At 60.5% G+C, this 17,790-nt stretch carries 15 protein-coding genes; 7 read left to right on the top strand and 8 right to left on the bottom strand.

Going from position 1 to position 17,790, the window contains the following annotated elements; translation table 11 throughout:
• Positions 1 to 140 precede the first annotated feature (140 nt).
• The 3 genes from ACA041_RS13285 to ACA041_RS13275 form a co-directional block, all read right to left on the bottom strand.
• Positions 141 to 1,424 (bottom strand): NAD(P)/FAD-dependent oxidoreductase, encoded by a 1,284-nt coding sequence (locus ACA041_RS13285; RefSeq protein ID WP_497442071.1) that lies wholly within the window; start codon positions 1,422 to 1,424, stop codon positions 141 to 143.
• Between the two features lie 67 nt (positions 1,425 to 1,491).
• Entirely contained in the window at positions 1,492 to 2,982 is a 1,491-nt protein-coding gene (locus tag ACA041_RS13280) for an aldehyde dehydrogenase (protein WP_497441523.1), read from the bottom strand.
• 216 nt (positions 2,983 to 3,198) lie between these two features.
• Positions 3,199 to 4,575 (bottom strand): glutamine synthetase family protein, encoded by a 1,377-nt coding sequence (locus ACA041_RS13275; RefSeq protein ID WP_497441522.1) that lies wholly within the window; start codon positions 4,573 to 4,575, stop codon positions 3,199 to 3,201.
• Positions 4,576 to 4,855: 280 nt separating this feature from the next.
• Between ACA041_RS13275 and ACA041_RS13270 the strand changes: the two genes are divergently transcribed.
• From ACA041_RS13270 to ACA041_RS13250, 5 genes are all read left to right on the top strand, one after another.
• Positions 4,856 to 5,617 (top strand): gamma-glutamyl-gamma-aminobutyrate hydrolase family protein, encoded by a 762-nt coding sequence (locus ACA041_RS13270; protein ID WP_497441521.1) that lies wholly within the window; start codon positions 4,856 to 4,858, stop codon positions 5,615 to 5,617.
• 368 nt (positions 5,618 to 5,985) lie between these two features.
• Entirely contained in the window at positions 5,986 to 7,128 is a 1,143-nt protein-coding gene (gene potA / locus ACA041_RS13265) for a polyamine ABC transporter ATP-binding protein (protein WP_497441520.1), read from the top strand.
• 29 nt (positions 7,129 to 7,157) lie between these two features.
• On the top strand, positions 7,158 to 8,039 hold the full coding sequence (locus ACA041_RS13260) for an ABC transporter permease subunit (protein WP_497442070.1): 882 nt from the start codon (positions 7,158 to 7,160) through the stop codon (positions 8,037 to 8,039).
• Positions 8,036 to 8,920, top strand: coding sequence for an ABC transporter permease subunit (locus ACA041_RS13255; protein ID WP_497441519.1), 885 nt, complete (start codon positions 8,036 to 8,038; stop codon positions 8,918 to 8,920). Before ACA041_RS13260 ends, ACA041_RS13255 begins: the two co-directional genes overlap by 4 nt.
• Positions 8,921 to 9,057: 137 nt before the next feature.
• Positions 9,058 to 10,155, top strand: coding sequence for a polyamine ABC transporter substrate-binding protein (locus tag ACA041_RS13250; protein WP_497441518.1), 1,098 nt, complete (start codon positions 9,058 to 9,060; stop codon positions 10,153 to 10,155).
• A 191-nt stretch (positions 10,156 to 10,346) separates the two neighbouring features.
• Here ACA041_RS13250 and thpR read toward each other — a convergent pair whose 3' ends face one another.
• Positions 10,347 to 10,886 carry an RNA 2',3'-cyclic phosphodiesterase gene (thpR, locus tag ACA041_RS13245; protein ID WP_497441517.1) on the bottom strand — a complete coding sequence of 180 codons (540 nt, stop codon included), beginning with the start codon at positions 10,884 to 10,886 and terminating at the stop codon, positions 10,347 to 10,349.
• A 60-nt stretch (positions 10,887 to 10,946) separates the two neighbouring features.
• Here thpR and ACA041_RS13240 point away from each other — a divergent pair, with 60 nt between their 5' ends.
• Positions 10,947 to 11,141 (top strand): hypothetical protein, encoded by a 195-nt coding sequence (locus ACA041_RS13240; protein WP_497441516.1) that lies wholly within the window; start codon positions 10,947 to 10,949, stop codon positions 11,139 to 11,141.
• Positions 11,142 to 11,155: 14 nt separating this feature from the next.
• On the opposite strand, the gene ACA041_RS13235 is transcribed toward ACA041_RS13240, so the two are convergent.
• On the bottom strand, positions 11,156 to 11,509 hold the full coding sequence (locus ACA041_RS13235) for a DUF1428 domain-containing protein (protein ID WP_497441515.1): 354 nt from the start codon (positions 11,507 to 11,509) through the stop codon (positions 11,156 to 11,158).
• 15 nt (positions 11,510 to 11,524) lie between these two features.
• Entirely contained in the window at positions 11,525 to 12,589 is a 1,065-nt protein-coding gene (locus tag ACA041_RS13230) for a hypothetical protein (RefSeq protein WP_497441514.1), read from the bottom strand.
• 443 nt (positions 12,590 to 13,032) lie between these two features.
• Between ACA041_RS13230 and ACA041_RS13225 the strand changes: the two genes are divergently transcribed.
• Positions 13,033 to 13,284: a hypothetical protein gene (locus tag ACA041_RS13225; RefSeq protein ID WP_497441513.1), complete on the top strand. Its 252-nt coding sequence runs from the start codon at positions 13,033 to 13,035 to the stop codon at positions 13,282 to 13,284.
• Here the strand turns inward: ACA041_RS13225 and ACA041_RS13220 are convergent.
• Positions 13,281 to 16,481 carry a glycogen debranching N-terminal domain-containing protein gene (locus ACA041_RS13220; protein ID WP_497441512.1) on the bottom strand — a complete coding sequence of 1,067 codons (3,201 nt, stop codon included), beginning with the start codon at positions 16,479 to 16,481 and terminating at the stop codon, positions 13,281 to 13,283. The two genes, ACA041_RS13225 and ACA041_RS13220, sit on opposite strands and share 4 nt — an antisense overlap.
• A 190-nt stretch (positions 16,482 to 16,671) precedes the next feature.
• Positions 16,672 to 17,784: an HlyD family secretion protein gene (locus ACA041_RS13215; RefSeq protein WP_497441511.1), complete on the bottom strand. Its 1,113-nt coding sequence runs from the start codon at positions 17,782 to 17,784 to the stop codon at positions 16,672 to 16,674.
• Positions 17,785 to 17,790: the final 6 nt, after the last annotated feature.

The following is a 17,790-nucleotide window of genomic DNA, read 5'->3' as shown; positions in this document are numbered from 1 at the left end:
CCGGGTTGCCCATGGATTTTGTGCCCACCATAGATCTCTGTGGGAGCGAGCTTGCTCGCGATAGTGGTGGGTCTGTCAACATTATGCTGAATGGACTGCCGTCATCGCGAGCAAGCTCGCTCCCACAGGGATTGCGCCGCTTAGATGCCGAAACGATCGCGCAGCGCGTAGTACGCGGCGCCCATGGCGGTCAGCGGGGCCTGGAAGGTGCGGCCGCCGAGCATGGGCATGTGCGGTAGCGACGCGAAAGCATCGAAGCGTTCGGCGTCGCCGCGGATCATTTCCGAGATCAGTTTGCCGGCCAGGTGCGAGCAGGTGACGCCGTGGCCGCTGTAGCCTTGCATGTAGTAGGCGTTTTTCTCGATGCGGCCGAATTGCGGCATGCGCGACATGGTCAGCAGGAAGTTGCCGGTCCAGCGGTAGTCGATCTTGACGTCCTTGAGTTGCGGGAAGGTCTTGAGGATTTTCGGTTTGATCAGTTGCTCGATGTCGTCCGGCTCACGGGCGCCGTAGACCACGCCGCCGCCGTACAGCAGGCGATTGTCGGCGGTGAGGCGGTAGTAGTCGAGCAGGTAGTTGCAGTCTTCGACGCAGTAGTTGTTTTTGATCAGGCTGCGGGCGACTTTTTCCGATAACGGTTCAGTGACGACGATTTGCGAGCCGCAGGGCATGCTTTTACGCGTGACGCGGTTGTCGAGGTCTTGCGGCAGGTAGGCGTTGCCGGCGATCAGCAGGTATTTGGCGCGGACCACGCCTTTGGCCGTGCGCACGGTGATGGGTTCGCCGTAGGTGATTTCCACCGCCGCCGATTGCTCGTAGATCTTGCCACCCAGGCCGATGATGGCCGAGGCTTCGCCCAGGGCCAGGTTCAGCGGGTGGATGTGGCCGCCCTGCATGTCGAGCAGGCCGCCGACGTAGTTGTCGCAGCCGACTTCGCGCTTGATGTCGGCGGCGTCGAACATTTTCAGGTTTTTGTTGCCGTAGCGTTCCCAGCTGCTCTTTTGCTCGGCCAGGCCTTTGAGTTGCTTCTTGTTCAGCGCGGCGAAGATGCCGCCCGGTTTGTAGTCGCACTGGATGTCGTAGTGTTGTATGCGCTGACGGATGATGTCGGCGCCTTCGAAGATCATGCTGCCGAGGACCTCGGCGGTCTTGTCGCCGTAGCGTTCTTCGATGACGTCGACGTCGCGGCTGTAGGAGTTGACCAGTTGGCCGCCGTTGCGACCGCTGGCGCCGAAACCGACTTTGGCGGCTTCGAGCACGGTCACGCTGTAGCCGGCTTCGGCGAGGAACAGGGCCGAGGACAGGCCGGTGTAGCCGGCGCCGATTACGCAGACGTCGCAGTCGACCGCTTGTTCGAGTACCGGGAAGTCGCCGGTGAAGTTGCGGGTGGCGGCGTAGTAGCTGTTTACATGCTTTTGTTTAATAGAATCTTGTTTCATAGGTTTCTCCGAAGGCCGTCGACACCTGCCGACGACCGCCGTTGTAGAAGTATTAGAGCTTGATCCAGGTCGCTTTGAGTTCGGTGTATTTGTCGAACGCGTGCAGCGATTTGTCCCGACCGTTACCCGACTGCTTGAACCCGCCGAACGGCGCGGTCATGTCGCCGCCGTCGTATTGGTTGACCCAGACGCTGCCGGCGCGCAAGCCGCGGGAGAAGGTGTGGGCCTTGCTCAGGTTGCTGGTCCAGACGCCGGCGGCCAGGCCGAAGATGCTGTCGTTGGCAATCGCCAGGGCTTCATCAAAGGTGTCGAAGGTGATCAGCGACAGCACCGGGCCGAAGATTTCTTCCCGGGCGATGGTCATGGCGTTGGTCACGCCGTCGAAAATCGCCGGTTCCACATACAGGCCGCCGGTGGCTTCGAGGGTGCGGCTGCCGCCGGCGATCAGTTGCGCGCCCTGGTCTTTGCCGACCTGGATGTAGCGCAGCACGTTGTCCAGTTGGCGTTGATCGACGACTGCGCCGACGGTGGTTTGCGGATCCAGGGCGTGGCCTGGTTTCCAGGCTTGCAGGGCTTCCACCAGCAGCGGGATGAACTGGTCGCGGATCGAGCGCTCCACCAGCAAACGCGAACCGGCGGTGCAGACTTCGCCCTGGTTGAAGGCGATGGCGCCGGCGGCGGCTTGGGCTGCTGCGCGCAGGTCCGGGGCGTCGGCGAACACCACGTTCGGGCTTTTGCCCCCGGCTTCGAGCCAGACGCGTTTCATGTTGCTTTGCCCGGCGTAGATCAGCAGTTGCTTGGCGATGGCGGTGGATCCGGTGAAGGCCAGCACGTCGACGTCCATGTGCAATGCCAGCGCCTTGCCGACGGTGTGGCCGTAGCCGGGCAGGACGTTGAACACGCCTTTGGGGATGCCGGCGTCGAGCGCCAGTTGCGCGATGCGGATCGCGGTCAGTGGCGACTTTTCCGAAGGCTTGAGGATGAACGAGTTGCCGGCTGCCAGGGCTGGGGCGAATTTCCAGCTGGCCATGATCAGCGGGAAGTTCCACGGCACGATGGCGGCCACCACACCTGCAGGTTCGCGAGTGATGAGGCCGAGTTGGTCGTGGGGGGTGGCGGCGACTTCATCGTAGATCTTGTCGATGGCTTCGGCGCTCCAGCGGATCGCGTTGGCGGTCGCCGGGATGTCGATGTTCATCGAGTCGCTGATCGGCTTGCCCATGTCGAGGGTTTCGAGCAGGGCCAGTTCTTGCTGGTTGGCCAGGATCAGGTCGGCGAAGCGGATCAGGATGCGCTTGCGTTCGGCCGGTGCCAATCGCGCCCAGATGCCGGATTCGAAGGTCTGGCGTGCGACCGCGACTGCCGCGTTGGCGTCGGCTTCGTCGGTGCTGGCGACGTTGGCCAGGAAGCGACCGTCGACCGGGCTGATGCATTCGAAGGTGTCGCCGCTGAGGGCCGGGCGGTATTGGCCGTCGATGAAGGCGCGGCTTTCTATTGTTAGGGACTGGAAGCGTTGTTCCCAGTCGCTGCGAGTGTTTGTCATGGTTGTGACTCGACGCAGAGGAATAAGTGATCGTCAGTTAAAACTTGAAATGCAATCCCCTTGTGGGAGCGAGCTTGCTCGCGATAGGGCCATAAAATTCAACATTGATGTTGGCTGTTCCACCGCTATCGCGAGCAAGCTCGCTCCCACAGGGTTTGGCGGTGCACACCTGTTTTGTGTACACCCCCTCATCCTTGACTGACAGGTTTTGGCCAATCAGACGGTGTGCAGATACCAGTTGTACTCAAGGTCCGAGATGGAGTTTTCGAACTCGGCCAGTTCGCTTTCCTTGCAGGCCACGAACACGTCGATGTACAGCGGGTCGATGTAGCGCGACATGACTTCGCTGTCGGCCAGCTCACGCAGTGCATCGCGCAGGTTGTTCGGCAGGCTCTGCTCGTTCTGTTCGTAGCTGTTGCCTTCAACCGGTGCGCCCGGCTCGATTTCGTTGGTCAGGCCGTGGTGGATGCCGGCCAGGACCGACGCCATCAGCAGGTACGGGTTGGCATCGGCGCCGGCGACACGGTGCTCGATGCGCACTGCGTCCGCGGAACCGGTCGGCACCCGTACCGCTACGGTGCGGTTGTCGATGCCCCAGCTCGGCGAGTTCGGCACATAGAACTGTGCGCCGAAACGACGGTACGAGTTGACGTTCGGGCAAAGGAAGGCCATCTGCGCCGGCAGGGTCTCGAGCACACCGCCGATCGCGTGTCGCAGCGCGGCGTTCTGCTCGGGATCCTCGCTGGCAAAGATGTTGTTGCCTTCTTTGTCGAGAATCGAAATGTGCACGTGCAAACCATTGCCCGCCTGGCCCGGGTACGGTTTGGCCATGAAGGTGGTGTCCATCTCGTGGTCGTAGGCGATGTTCTTCACCAGACGCTTGAGCAACACCGCGTAGTCGCAGGCCTTGATCGGGTCGTTGACGTGGTGCAGGTTCACTTCGAACTGCGCCGGGGCGCTTTCCTTGACGATGGCGTCGGCAGGAATGCCCTGCTCTTTCGCGCCTTCGAGGATGTCTTGCAGGCAGTCGACGTATTCGTCGAGGTCATCGATCAAATACACCTGGGTCGAGATCGGACGTTTGCCGGACACCGGCGAGCGTGGCGATTGCGGACGACCGTTCACGTTGTCCTGGTCGATCAGATAGAACTCGAGTTCGAACGCGGCGCAGATGGTCAGGCCCATGTCATCGAACTTGCTCACCACCTGACGCAGCACTTCGCGCGGGTCAGCGAAGAACGGCTGGCCTTCGAGTTCGTGCATGGTCATCAGCAGTTGCGCGGTCGGGCGCTTCTGCCAGGGCTCGATGCTGAGGGTATTGGGGATGGGGAAGCAGATCCGGTCCGAGTCGCCGATGTCCAGACCCAGGCCGGTGCTTTCCACCGTGGAGCCATTGATGTCCAAGGCGAAGAGTGATGCCGGGAGGTTGATGCCTTTTTCGTAGACCTTATGAAGACTGGTGCGCTCGATGCGCTTGCCGCGCACCACACCGTTCATATCCGCAATCAGAAGGTCGACGTACAAAACCTCAGGATATTTCTTAAGGAATGCGTTTGCTTCGTTGAGTTGAACGGTACGCAGGGGGACCGACATGATGCACCTATTAGCTGTTAATTATTATGTTCACTACCTTGTCACGAGCCCAGTCAACCCGAACGGCAAAGTGAAGTCAATAGCGAACACTTGGCCTTTCAACCTTTATTTTCGGGCCTCTTACGGGCACGCGAGTGCCAAATCAGTCCTGCAAACCGCGTAAATCCTGAAGATCGGCCGTGCGGCGTTTAGAATTTTTTACATGAGAGTTGTTAATTAAAATCAACAAGGCTAAGCTCCGGAAAAGCTCGTTCAAGTGTGAAACTTCGAGGTGATAAAAATGGCACTCAAGCCATTGATCGGCGTTACTGCGTGCATCAAACAGATTGGCCCGCACCCCTACCACGTCAGCGGCGACAAGTACTTGCGTGCTGTCAGCGTCGCGGCCTTGGGGCTGCCTGTGGTCATTCCTTCCCTTGGCGACCTGACCGAAATCGAAGACCTGCTCGCGCAGCTCGACGGTCTGTTGCTGACCGGCTCGCCGTCGAATGTGGAGCCCTTCCACTATCAAGGCCCGGCTAGCGCCCCCGGCACGGATCACGATCCGGCGCGGGACGCCACCACCCTTCCTTTATTACGTGCGGCGATTGCGGCGGGCGTGCCGGTGCTCGGCATCTGCCGCGGCTTTCAGGAAATGAACGTGGCATTCGGCGGCAGCCTGCATCAGAAGGTGCATGAACTGCCGGGCATGCTCGATCACCGGGAAGCGGACAGTCCGCAGCTGGCGGTGCAGTACGCACCGGCCCATGGGGTGACGGTGCAACCGGGTGGCGTGTTTGCAGCGCTGGATCTGCCGCAGGTATTCCAGGTCAATTCGATCCACAGTCAGGGCATTGATCGACTCGCTCCGGGCCTACGTTCGGAAGCGGTTGCGCCGGACGGTTTGATCGAGGCGATTTCTGTCGAGCACAGCAAGGCCTTCGCCGTGGGTGTGCAATGGCATCCGGAATGGCAGGTGCTGGCGAATCCGCCCTATTTGAGTATTTTCCAGGCGTTTGGCGATGCGTGTCGGCAACGGGCCGCGTTGCGAAACACCCGCTGACTTAAAGAACCAACACCCGATTTACTGCCCCCGCGAGTCTGGCGGGTGCGCCTTTGCGCATCCGTGACTTGCGAAAACAACACACTGCAATAACAACAAGTACGAACAGGCAGCCAGGACGGCGGTGCCGAATAAGCCCGCTCAGTGTGGGCCAGAGAGTCAAACGCAAATCCCTGTGGGAGCGAGCTTGCTCGCGATGAGGGCGGCCCAGTCAACATTGATGTCGACTGACACACCGCCATCGCGAGCAAGCTCGCTCCCACAGGGGATCACTGCTGGATTCACTGGCATCACCGGGCTCGGGCTTGCAATCCACTCTTAAGTCAGGCCGCGTTGGCCCGACGACTGAAACCTGTTGGGAGTTTCACATGGCAAACGCCTCCAGCATCTACAGGAAGGCTCTTGAAGGTCACCAGGCACCGAAAAAGGTGCTGGTGAAAGTCGACCGCGTCACCAAGAAATTCGACGAAACCACCGCAGTGGACGATGTCTCCCTTGAGATCCATCAAGGGGAAATCTTCGCCCTGCTCGGCGGTTCCGGCTCCGGCAAATCGACCCTGCTGCGCATGCTCGCCGGCTTCGAGCGCCCGACCGAAGGGCGGATTCTGCTCGACGGTGTCGACATCACCGACATGCCGCCGTATGAACGGCCGATCAACATGATGTTCCAGTCCTACGCGCTGTTCCCGCACATGACGGTGGCGCAGAACATCGCCTTCGGCCTCAAGCAGGACCGTTTGCCCGCCAGCGAAATCGACGCCCGCGTTGAAGAGATGCTGCGCCTGGTGCACATGACTCAGTACGCCAAACGCAAACCCCATCAACTGTCCGGCGGTCAGCGTCAGCGCGTGGCCCTGGCCCGCTCCCTGGCCAAGCGTCCGAAGCTGTTGCTGCTCGACGAACCGATGGGCGCGCTGGATAAAAAACTGCGTTCGCAGATGCAACTGGAGCTGGTGGAGATCATCGAGCGGGTCGGCGTGACCTGCGTGATGGTGACCCACGACCAGGAAGAGGCCATGACCATGGCCCAGCGCATCGCAATCATGCACCTGGGCTGGATCGCGCAGATCGGCAGCCCGGTGGACATCTATGAAGCGCCGGTCAGCCGCATGGTCTGCGAATTCATCGGCAACGTGAACGCCTTCGATGGCACGGTTGTGGAAGACCTTGAAGGTCACGCGATCATTCACAGCCCAGACCTGGAGCAGAAGATCTACGTCGGTCACGGCGTCAGCACTTCAGTGCAGGACAAGTCGATCACCTACGCCATCCGCCCGGAAAAACTGCTGGTCAGCACCACCCAACCCGAGGCCCGCTACAACTGGTCCCAGGGCAAGGTGCATGACATCGCCTACCTCGGCGGTCACTCGGTGTTTTACGTCGAGCTGCCCGGGGGCAAGGTCGTGCAGTCGTTCATGGCCAACGCCGAACGCCGTGGCGCCCGTCCGACCTGGGACGACAAGGTCTACGTGTGGTGGGAAGACGACAGCGGCGTGGTACTGCGCTCATGAACACACTCAATCAGCAGTTCCTGCGGCTGATGCCGAGTGGTCGCAAGCTCGTCATCGGGATTCCTTTTCTGTGGCTGTGCCTGTTTTTCCTGTTGCCGTTCTTCCTGGTGATGAAGATCAGCTTCTCGGAAGCCGCGCTGGCCATTCCTCCCTACTCCGAGATCTACACCTTCGCCGAGCAGAAATTCGAGCTGCTGCTGAACCTCGGCAACTACTCGCTGCTGACCCAGGACGAGTTGTACATCTCGGCTTACTTCGGCTCGTTGAAGGTCGCGTTTTTCAGCACGCTGATGTGCCTGGTGCTCGGCTTCCCGATGGCTTACGCGATCACCAAGGCCAGCAAGGAAACGCAAAACGTCTTGCTGTTGCTGATCATGATGCCGACCTGGACCGCGATCCTGATCCGCGTTTATGCGTGGATGGGCATCCTCAGCAACAACGGTTTGCTCAACGGGTTCCTGATGTGGACCGGGCTGACCTCGCACCCGATCGAGATCCTCAACACCAACACCGCCGTGTACATCGGGGTGGTTTACGCCTACTTGCCGTTCATGGTGCTGCCGCTGTACGCCAACCTGGTCAAGCACGATCAAAGCCTGTTGGAAGCCGCCTCGGACCTGGGCTCGAGCAGCTTCAACAATTTCTGGAAAATCACCGTGCCGTTGGCCAAGAACGGGATCATTGCCGGCTGCATGCTGGTGTTCATTCCGGTGGTCGGCGAGTTCGTGATTCCGGAACTGCTGGGTGGCCCCGAGACCTTGATGATCGGCCGAGTGCTGTGGCAGGAGTTCTTCAACAACCGCGACTGGCCGGTGGCGTCTGCCCTGGCGGTGGTGATGCTGTTGATCCTGATTGTGCCGATCCTGTTGTTCAACCGTAGCCAGGCCAAAGAGATGGAGGGTCGGGGATGAAACGCTTCGGATTTTCAAAGTTCATGCTGATTTTCGGCCTGTCGTTTATCTACCTGCCGATGCTGATCCTGGTGATCTACTCGTTCAACGCCTCGAAGCTGGTGACGGTGTGGGGCGGCTGGTCGGTGAAGTGGTACGTCGGCCTGCTCGACAACTCGCAACTGATGGGCTCGGTGCTGCGCTCGCTGGAAATCGCCTGCTACACCGCGATTGCCGCTGTGGCGCTGGGGACTCTGGCGGCGTTTGTGCTGACTCGCGTGACGCGCTTCAAGGGTCGTACCTTGTTCGGCGGTCTGGTGACGGCGCCATTGGTGATGCCGGAAGTGATCACCGGCCTGTCGCTGTTGCTGCTGTTCGTGGCCATGGCGCAGTTGATCGGCTGGCCGATGGAGCGTGGCATCGTCACCATCTGGATCGCCCACACCACCTTTTGTGCCGCTTATGTGGCGGTGGTAGTCTCCGCCCGCCTGCGTGAGCTGGACCTGTCCATCGAGGAAGCGGCAATGGATCTGGGGGCGAAGCCGTTCAAGGTGTTTTTCCTGATCACCATTCCGATGATCGCGCCGTCACTGGCGGCCGGCGGCATGATGTCGTTTGCCTTGTCGCTGGATGATCTGGTGTTGGCGAGCTTCGTATCGGGGCCGGGTTCGACGACCCTGCCGATGGAAGTGTTCTCGGCGGTGCGTCTAGGGGTCAAACCCGAGATCAACGCCGTGGCCAGCCTGATCCTGCTCGCCGTCTCGATCGTGACCTTCATGGTCTGGTACTTCAGCCGCCGCGCCGAAGCCACCCGCAAACGGGCGATCCAGGAAGCGATGGACCAGACCGCCAGCGAATCCTGGCAGCAACCGAAAAAGCAGATGGCAGGAGCGACGGCTTAATGCCGTGTGGCGAGGGAGCTTGCTCCCGCTGGCCGCGAAGCGGCCCCAATAATTGTGAGTGCTGCGCACTCAAGCGCGAGCAAGCTCGCTCGCCACAGGTTTTGTGTTCTATAAAAAAGAGAATTGGAGTTGTACCGATGAAAATGTTTGGCAGGACTCTGCTGACACTGTCCTTATTGGGCGCAATAGCTACCGGCGCCCAGGCCAATGACAAGGTACTGCGCGTCTACAACTGGTCGGATTACATCGCCCCGGACACCGTCAAGAAGTTCGAAGACGAGACCGGCATCAGCGTGACCTACGATGTGTTCGACAGTAACGAAACCCTTGAAGCCCGGCTGCTCGCCGGCAAGTCCGGCTACGACATCGTCGTGCCGTCCAACAGTTTCCTGGCCAAGCAGATCAAGGCCGGGGTCTATCAGGAACTGGACAAGTCGAAGCTGCCGAACTGGAAAAACCTCAACCCGGTCCTGCTGAAAAACGCGTCCGCCAGCGACCCGGAGAACGGTCATGCCTTCCCGTACATGTGGGGCTCGATCGGCATCGGTTTCAACCCGGACAAGGTCAAGGAAGTGTTGGGTGCCAATGCCCCCACCAACTCCTGGGATTTGCTGTTCAAACCGGAAAACGCGGAAAAACTGAAAGCCTGCGGTATCAGCTTCCTCGACTCGCCAACCGAGATGCTCCCGGCCGCCCTGCACTACCTGGGCTACCCGGTGAACTCCCAGGACAAGGCCCAGATCGCCGAAGCCGAAGCGCTGTTCATGAAGATCCGCCCGTCGGTGGCTTACTTCCACTCGTCGAAGTACATCTCGGACCTGGCCAACGGCAACATCTGCGTCGCCGTCGGTTACTCCGGCGACGTGCTGCAAGCCAAGGCCCGCGCCCAGGAAGCCGGCGACAAGGTGAAAATCGACTACAGCATTCCAAAGGAAGGCGCCGGCAGTTTCTACGACATGGTCGCCATTCCACGGGACGCGGCGAACGTGGAAAACGCCTACCTGTTCATGAACTTCCTGATGCGCCCGGACATCATCGCCGAGATCACCAATAACATCGGCTACAGCAACGCCAACGCGGCGGCGACGCCATTGGTGGATGAAGCGATTCGCGATGATCCGGGGTCGTATCCGTCGCTGGCGGTAATGGCGACCTTGTATGCGATTCCGGATATGCCGATTGGCGTGCAGCGGGTGATGACCCGGGGATGGACTCGGGTGAAGCTGGGTAAGTAATTCCCCCAATGCTCCTGTGCCGGACACACATTTTGTGATCACCACAGATCAACTGTGGGAGCGGCGGTGCTCTCTCTTTTTCCGTTCACGCAGCGCCTTACCACCGCTGCCCTCCTCTCTGACGAACGGCCTCACCTGGCTTCCTCGGTTCAGGTGAAGTTTGGCGCCCTCGGGCGCCTTTTTTTGTGGGGTCAGGACGGCCCCAGCGGCCATTGCGCCACTGCCCGATAGCGTCCTTTATGGGATTCGAACAAGGTGAAGTGTTCGGCGCGCAGGAAGAACTCAGGCGGGATAGGGGCTTCAGGCACCGGCTCTCGGTAGTCGCGCATCAACGTCAGGTGCGGGCGGAATTCCTTGGGTGCGTCTTCAAACCCGAACGGCAACATCGCCTGTTCCAGCGCATAAACCAGACGCAACAACTCCGGCGGTGCCTGGTCGGGCGCCAGCACCAGCACCCCTGCCCGGCGCCAGACATCCAGGCGATCCAGCACAACCTTCATCGGCACACCCGGCCTTCGAATCTTCGCCGCAGCCGTACAGATTTCTGCCATCCGCGCCACGCCGACCGCGCCCAGAAACAACAGCGTCAGGTGAAAATTTTCCGCCGGCACCGGGCGTCCGCTCCTGAGCTGAAGATCACTGCGCCACTGGGCAATCGCCTTGCGTTGGGCGGGCGCGCAGTTCAAGGCAAAAAACAGGCGTTTCAACGGCTCGTGGGATTCGTCGCTCATACGTGGCACCTCCTGACATCCAAGTTATAGTTCATCCAAACGATTCAACTGGAGGGGGCCATGCGCGAAATCATCAGCAAAGAGCCTTGGTGGGCCGTGCCACCGAAGCCCGGTCAGGATGAGTCTGAACTGGAATGGGGCTGGCTGGTTCACTACAACGAAGGCGAGCCGCGCTTCGAGTTCGTCAAGGAGCGACCGTCGGACAGCGAGATCCGCAATCGCAAGAGTTGCAGGATCACCCCGACACCGGAGTGACCCTGGCGCTGGTTTCACGCCTTCACGATCATATCGAAACCGCCGAAGATCATGCGCTGGCCATCGAACGGCATCGGATTGAGGTCCGGCTGTATCCGCGGATCGGCCATGACCTTTTCCATGCCCTGGTCACGGGTGGCCTTGTCGGGCCAGACGATCCAGGAAAACACCACGGTTTCGTCGTCTTTGAGCTTCACGGCCATGGGGAATGACGTCACCTTGCCATCAGGCACGTCGTCACCCCAGCATTCGGCGAGACTGAGCGCACCGTACTCCATGAAAATGGCCGCGGCGGACTCGGCGTGTTTTCTGAACATTTCGCGATTGGCGGTGGGTACGGCAATGACAAATCCGTCTACGTAGGACATGTTCGTTCTCCTTGGTTATGGGGCCAACTGCTGGTTAGTCGACTCGGCCGCCGTCCAATCGACAGTCCCGCCGTCCAGCCCGACCGACGGCTCCACGCTGCTCGCCAGATTGCCTTCGATTTGCCCGGCCATGTACAGCGTGCCGGCCATCACTCCGCTGGTCGGGTTTTGCACCAGCTTGGTCCAGGCCTTGTCGAACGTGTTGCCCAGGCTGCTGCGGATCAGCGCTTCGCTGTCGGGCCGATCGTTGGCCTGGATGATCGCGCGGATGCCCGCCACCCCCACGGAAATCAAGGCCCCGGCTAGTTTCCCCGCCGCCGCGGCCACGGCACTGGCCGCCCCGCGCGGGGCCATTTCGGCTTCGATCCGTTTGCTGGCGCGCTTGGCTACAGGGGCCATGGCGGTTTCGGTATTCTCCACCCCCTTGTCGCCGCCCGCCTTGTGGATCTTGTCGATCAGCGCCGCATACGCCGGCAAGGTGTTCAGCGGTTGGGTATGCACCACCTGGTAAAGCGAGGCGTTACGTGCCGATGGCGGGCCCAGGGCGATGGCCGGTATTTTCTGGATGCGGCCATTGAGCTGGGCCATCGGTACACCGTGACGCTTGGAGATTTTCTGCAATTCTTCCTGGAGTATGTCCACGTAGAACGCCGTAGACAGGCTGAGAATCTGGTCGGGATCGATCTCCACCGCAACCGGCGCCAGCACGCGCTTCTGGTATTGGTCCAGCAGATAGGCGGCCAGGCGCTTGGCCGAGGCATCCTGCTCACCCTTGGCGCTGAGGCTGTACCAGCTGACCTTCATCGACAGCCATTCCTGGGTCCAGTAGCTGCTGAACCAGGGGATGAAGTTTTCTTCGGTCAGCTGATAGACCCGGGTTCGCCAGTAATCCATGGCCCCGCGCGAGTAGATTTTGGTCTGCTCGGTGGCCGACTGCGAGGCCGCGACAATCTCCCGATCCACTTGCTGCCAAGTGCTCTGGGAAACAATTACCGGCGGGGCTGGAATCGGCGCACGCGCAGGCGTGACGCACCCCGCCAACACCACCAGCACGGCGACGATCAGCGAACACAGGTTCAAGATCGCGGTGTCCTACAGTCTTCCCCCGAACAGGATATTCGGGGGTTGGAAGCCTTCTGATTTGAGTATAGGTGGCAGTGATCTGCCATTCGTCTGGATGTTGTGGCGGGGCTTATGGCCTCATCGCGAACAAGCTCGCTCCCACAGGGGGGCTGTGTCGTACACGAAACAGTGTCCGCCACAAATCCACTTGTGGGAGCGAGCTTGCTCGCGATGAGGCCCTCAAAAACAGCACAAAACCCGACCATCACTCCCATCGATATTCACCATCGCCACGAATGCCTTCCGCTCAAAATCCGTCAGCGTAGGATCAATCTCAACCCAGACACAAAACCCCTATCGGAGGGGCACATCATGATTATCCATCTGCTGACTTGCCTGGCCCTGACCGCCGTCACCCTGAGCATTTTTTCCTGGTATGTCCTGTCCGAGGAGCGCACGTCATGATCCACTCCGTCACCCTGGCCGTGAGCTTTCCGGTCTTCGGCAACAACTACTACTCCCAGCAAGTTGTCTCACGCAAAGAGCTCTCGCTGGTGTTCGACCAGGACTTCGAGGCCTTGCTGATGCCGGCCGCCACTAACCACTTCAGCAACGAAGTGGTCGGGCTCAATGATCAGTTTCGTTTTCTGAACGACGTGCTGGTCGAGCATCTGCTGGACGTCGAATTGACTCGGCATTCGGCCCGCTACTAACTGGTACTCATGATCCGTACACCGCTCTGGCGATTGAGCACTTCGACCATGACGTTCTCACCCGCGCGCCTGAGCATCACATCAGCCGATTGCGCCCCGATGGCCAGACGCCGCAGGGCGATGGTGTCCAGGAACGCCGGCATGACCGGTTCATCAAACAGGATGGTGTGTTTCTTCGGATTGAAGTTCAGGCCCAGGCAGGATTGAATCAGCGACAGCGGCGTCGCTGCGGCCCAAGCCTGGGGCGAACAGGCCACCGGATAAAAGGTCGGACCCTGGTTGCGTTGCCGGCGAAAGCCGCAAAACAGCTCGGGCAGACGACGCAGATCGATGTAGGTGGACGCGGCAAACAGACCTTCGAAAATCCGCGCCGCTTCCTGTCGGTAACCGTATCGGGCAAACCCGGCCGCAATCAGCGCATTGTCATGGGGCCAAACGGAACCGTTGTGATAGCTCATCGGGTTATAGCGGGCTTGCGAGGAGGCCAGCGTGCGCACGCCCCACCCGGTGAAAGACGAACGATCCATCAACGCAGCGACCACTGACGGCGCGCGTTCCGGTAAGGCGATGCCGGCGAACAGGGCATGGCCGGCATTGGAAGTCCGTACCCGGCAAGGCATTTTGTCGCCGTCCAGCGCCAACACATAGGTGCCCAATGCTTCGTCAAAAAACTGCTCATCAAACCGTTGCCGCAGCTGCCGGGCTTTCTCCTTCAGGCCTTGCGCCCGGTCGGGATCGCCCAACCGGCGGGCGATCTGCGCGGCACCGCTCCAGGCGCCATAGACGTAAGCTTGAACCTCGACGATCGCAATCGGGCCCACGGCAAGTCGTCCGTCCGCGTGAAATACCGAGTCGTGGCTGTCTTTCCAGCCCTGATTAATCAACCCTTCACTCGATTGCCGGCCATATTCGACGAAGCCGTCACCATCGCGATCACCGTACTCATCGATCCAGTTCAGCCCGGCCTCGAGGCTCGGCCAGAGCTCGCGCACGGTGCCCAGATCATTGGTTCGCTCCAGGTAGGCCGCGGCCAACATGACGAACAGTGGCGTGGAGTCGATGCTGCCGTAGTAACGCCTGAAGGGCACTTCACCCAGCTCGGCCATTTCCCCCAACCGGACCTCATGCAGGATTTTCCCCGGCTCGGCGTCGGCGACAGGATCGACGCTGGTCGCTTGATTGGCGGCCAGGTACCTCAGCACACCGCGGGCGATCCCGGGATCGACCCAGAGCATCTGCAGCGCGGTGATCAAGGAATCTCGTCCGAATACGGTGCTGAACCAGGGAATGCCCGCGTACGGATACAGGCCATGGGGTGTCTTGCTCATCAGCATGTTCAAGTCCGCGATACTGCGGTTCACCGCTTCGTTGAAAACATCATGGGAGGTGGCGACAGAGGCCGCACCCGCAAAGAACGCCCGCGACTGACGACGGGCGTCGCGCAACGACACGAAAAACCCGTGACGCACCGAATAAGGCGGGTTTTGTACCCCGCAATTGATGTCCATGAAGAACGACTGGATTTGCCCCGGCGCCAACTCCACGTCAAACAGGGCCTGGTCACACGACAGGCTGACCGGCACCGGATCGAAGCGCAATCGGGTGGTGCGCCGCTTGTGGTCGAGGCCGGTGTAAGAAAGCAGCACTTGATCGTTGGCAATTTCCGCCCGGTGCGCTTCTCCACTCTGTGTGCGGCGAGCGCCACGCACTTCGAAGAGGTCCTTGAAGTCGGCCACGAACTGGATGCGCAAATGCAGGCGTTGTGGGTGCTCGTCGAAATTGCGCAGGGTGATGCGTTCGCAGCAGGACCCGTCCCATAAAAAACGCGAGCGGCGCAGGTGAATCAAGTCGTGATGCAGGACCCTGTTGCCCTTGGCATCGAACAGATCCGGATTGGTCAGGTCGCAGGTGAGCATGGTGTTGTCGTCACGCAGGGTCGAACTGAGCAGCAACGGGCGCGCGCCATTGAGCGTCAGGTAGAGCCCCGACAGGTGCCGGGTATCAGTGTGAAACAGTCCCTGCGGGCTGTCCTCCGTCACCATCACATCGCCATTGGGGTCGAACACCCCGAACGTGTCGTTGTGTTTGAGCGTGCGCAGGCGCATTTCCTGCAATGACGCGCTGGCTGGAATATCGAAGGTACTGCCCGGTTGCGCCACGCTGTTGCCCGCCGTCAGATGGCGATACAGGTCCAGATAGTGCTCGGTCATGTGCTCGACCGTGAACCGTTGCTCGAACGCGGCCCGCACCCTGCCCCGGTCCAGCGCTCCCAGGTGCTGGACGGCTTTCAACGCGCCTTCCATGTCGTCAACGATGTAGCCGGACACGCCATCGTCGATCACTTCCGGCACCGCGCCCTGACGAAAGGCAATGACCGGCGTGCCGCAGGCCATGGATTCGATCATGACCAGGCCGAAAGGCTCAGGCCAGTCGATGGGAAACAGCAGGGCCCTGGCGTTACCCAGGAAGTCCGCTTTCTGGCACTCGTCGATTTCGCCGATAAATTCAATGTTGGGGTGACTCGCGATCAACGGCGCGATGACATTGTCCCAATACGCCTGGTCCGCCTTGTCGACCTTGGCCGCGATCTTCAACGGCAGGCCGGCCATCGACGCAATCCTTATCGCCCGGTCCGGACGTTTCTCGGGGGAAATGCGCCCCAGAAAAGCCAGGTAATCACCTTTGGGCTCCGGGTTGAACGCCAGTAGATCGGCCGGAATGCCGTGATAGACATTGCCCACCCAATTGACGTTGCCGATCAGCGGCAGCCGCTGCGCCTTTGATACCGAGACCAGTGGCACCTCGGGAAAGTGACCGTAAAACGACTGATAGTCAGCGACATCCAGTCGTCCGTGCAGCGTGGTCACGCTGTGCCCGGCCAGATGCCGGATCAGCGGGAAATGAAAGATATCGACGTGAAAATGCATGATGTCGAACTGATCAGCCTGCCTGATGACCTGGTCCAGCATCAGCATATGATGAGGGATCGTATCCTTTACCTCCGGATCGAGCCTCAGCGCTTGTCGTGATCCGGACTCCAGGCGCGCCGAGGTTTGCGAATCGCCGCTGGCGAAAAGCGTGACGTCATGTCCCTGTCGCACCAGGTCTTCGGTCAGGTACGACACGATCCGCTCGATGCCACCATATAGACGGGGCGGACAACGCTCGGTGAGCGGTGCAATCTGAGCGATCCTCATGAACAAGCCCTCCCTCAGGTGACTCGCAGGCTATCGGCCCGCCGCGCTTCAGTGTGCCCTCGAATCGCGGACGGAGACCTTTCCCTCGATTGACGGCTACCTCGCGGCATCAGTTCCATCAGGTCGCGGTGTCCACCGCTCGGCGGTCGCACGGCCTCGATCGGTTCGAGGGTGCCATCGGCAACCCTGCTCATTTATTCCCCGATGCGTCGCTGGTGGTTCGATCGGCAATGAACTCGTTCAACTGTTCGATGAGCTCACGGCTGGTACTGAACATCTGTTGCCAATCAGTGGGAAAGCGCACATTCAACGGCAATTGATCGATCCTCCAGCGCGGCGACAACGGTTGATCGAACCGGGCGGCCACCTGCAGACCCATCTCGCTGGCTGCGAACGGCCCACGCAACACCGTCGGCGTACGACCGGCGCTGTCCACGGCCTGGACCACACGTGCCGTCAGCCATTCGCCATCCGGCATGCGCACGCGCAGCGGTTGGCCAACCGCGGCGTAGCTGATGTTCAGCGGTTCCAGATAGATCCACAGCAGCGGCTCTTCCAGTCGTTCAATGCGCATCAGCAAGGTCCCGGCGCCGACGTTTTCACCGGGATTGACCAGGACTTCGGCCACACGGCCGCTCTGTGCCGCATTGATCGACAATGCCGCGAGGCGCGTCTTCAACCACTGTTGCTCGGCGTTCTGTTGACTGATCTCGCGCTCCACGCTCAGCGGTGACTGACGAGCCAATTGCTCGCGGCGCTCGAACGCCAACAGGTCGGCGCGAAACGCATCGAGTTCAGACTCGGCCGCCAGTACTTCACCACGCGAGACGGCGCCTCGATAAACCAGCTCTTCCAGGGTCTGCACCCGTTGTTCGGCCCTGCTCACCCGGGTCCTGAGCAACTGGCGTTCTTTGCCGTCCAGTTGGATGTTGGCGGCGCGCGCCGGGTCTTTTGGCATCGCCGCCAGCTGCATCAGTCGCGCACGCCATTCCGGATTGTCGAGGTGGACCAAGGGTTGATCGGCCCGTACCTGGTCACCGGCCCTGACAAACAGCTGCTCGACCCGACCGGCTTCCCGCGCGCGCACTTCGAGAATCTGCAGGCGCAGCTGCGCCGGTGCATCGATCATCAGCACGCCGTAGGCCAGTTTTGCGCCTAGCCAGATCAAGGGGCTGGCGACCAGAAACAGGATCAAATACCAGCGCACACGAAACGCCGCACGCTTGCTCGGCGCGTAGAGCACGGTCAATCCCTGTTCCTGGGTGGGGTGGAGTTCTTTACGACTGTCGAATCGGATCTTCATGACGGC

The organism is Pseudomonas sp. LBUM1676, from assembly GCF_059695605.1.
Note: the sequence above shows the minus strand (reverse complement) of the source record. Positions and strands in the feature narration are given on the sequence as shown.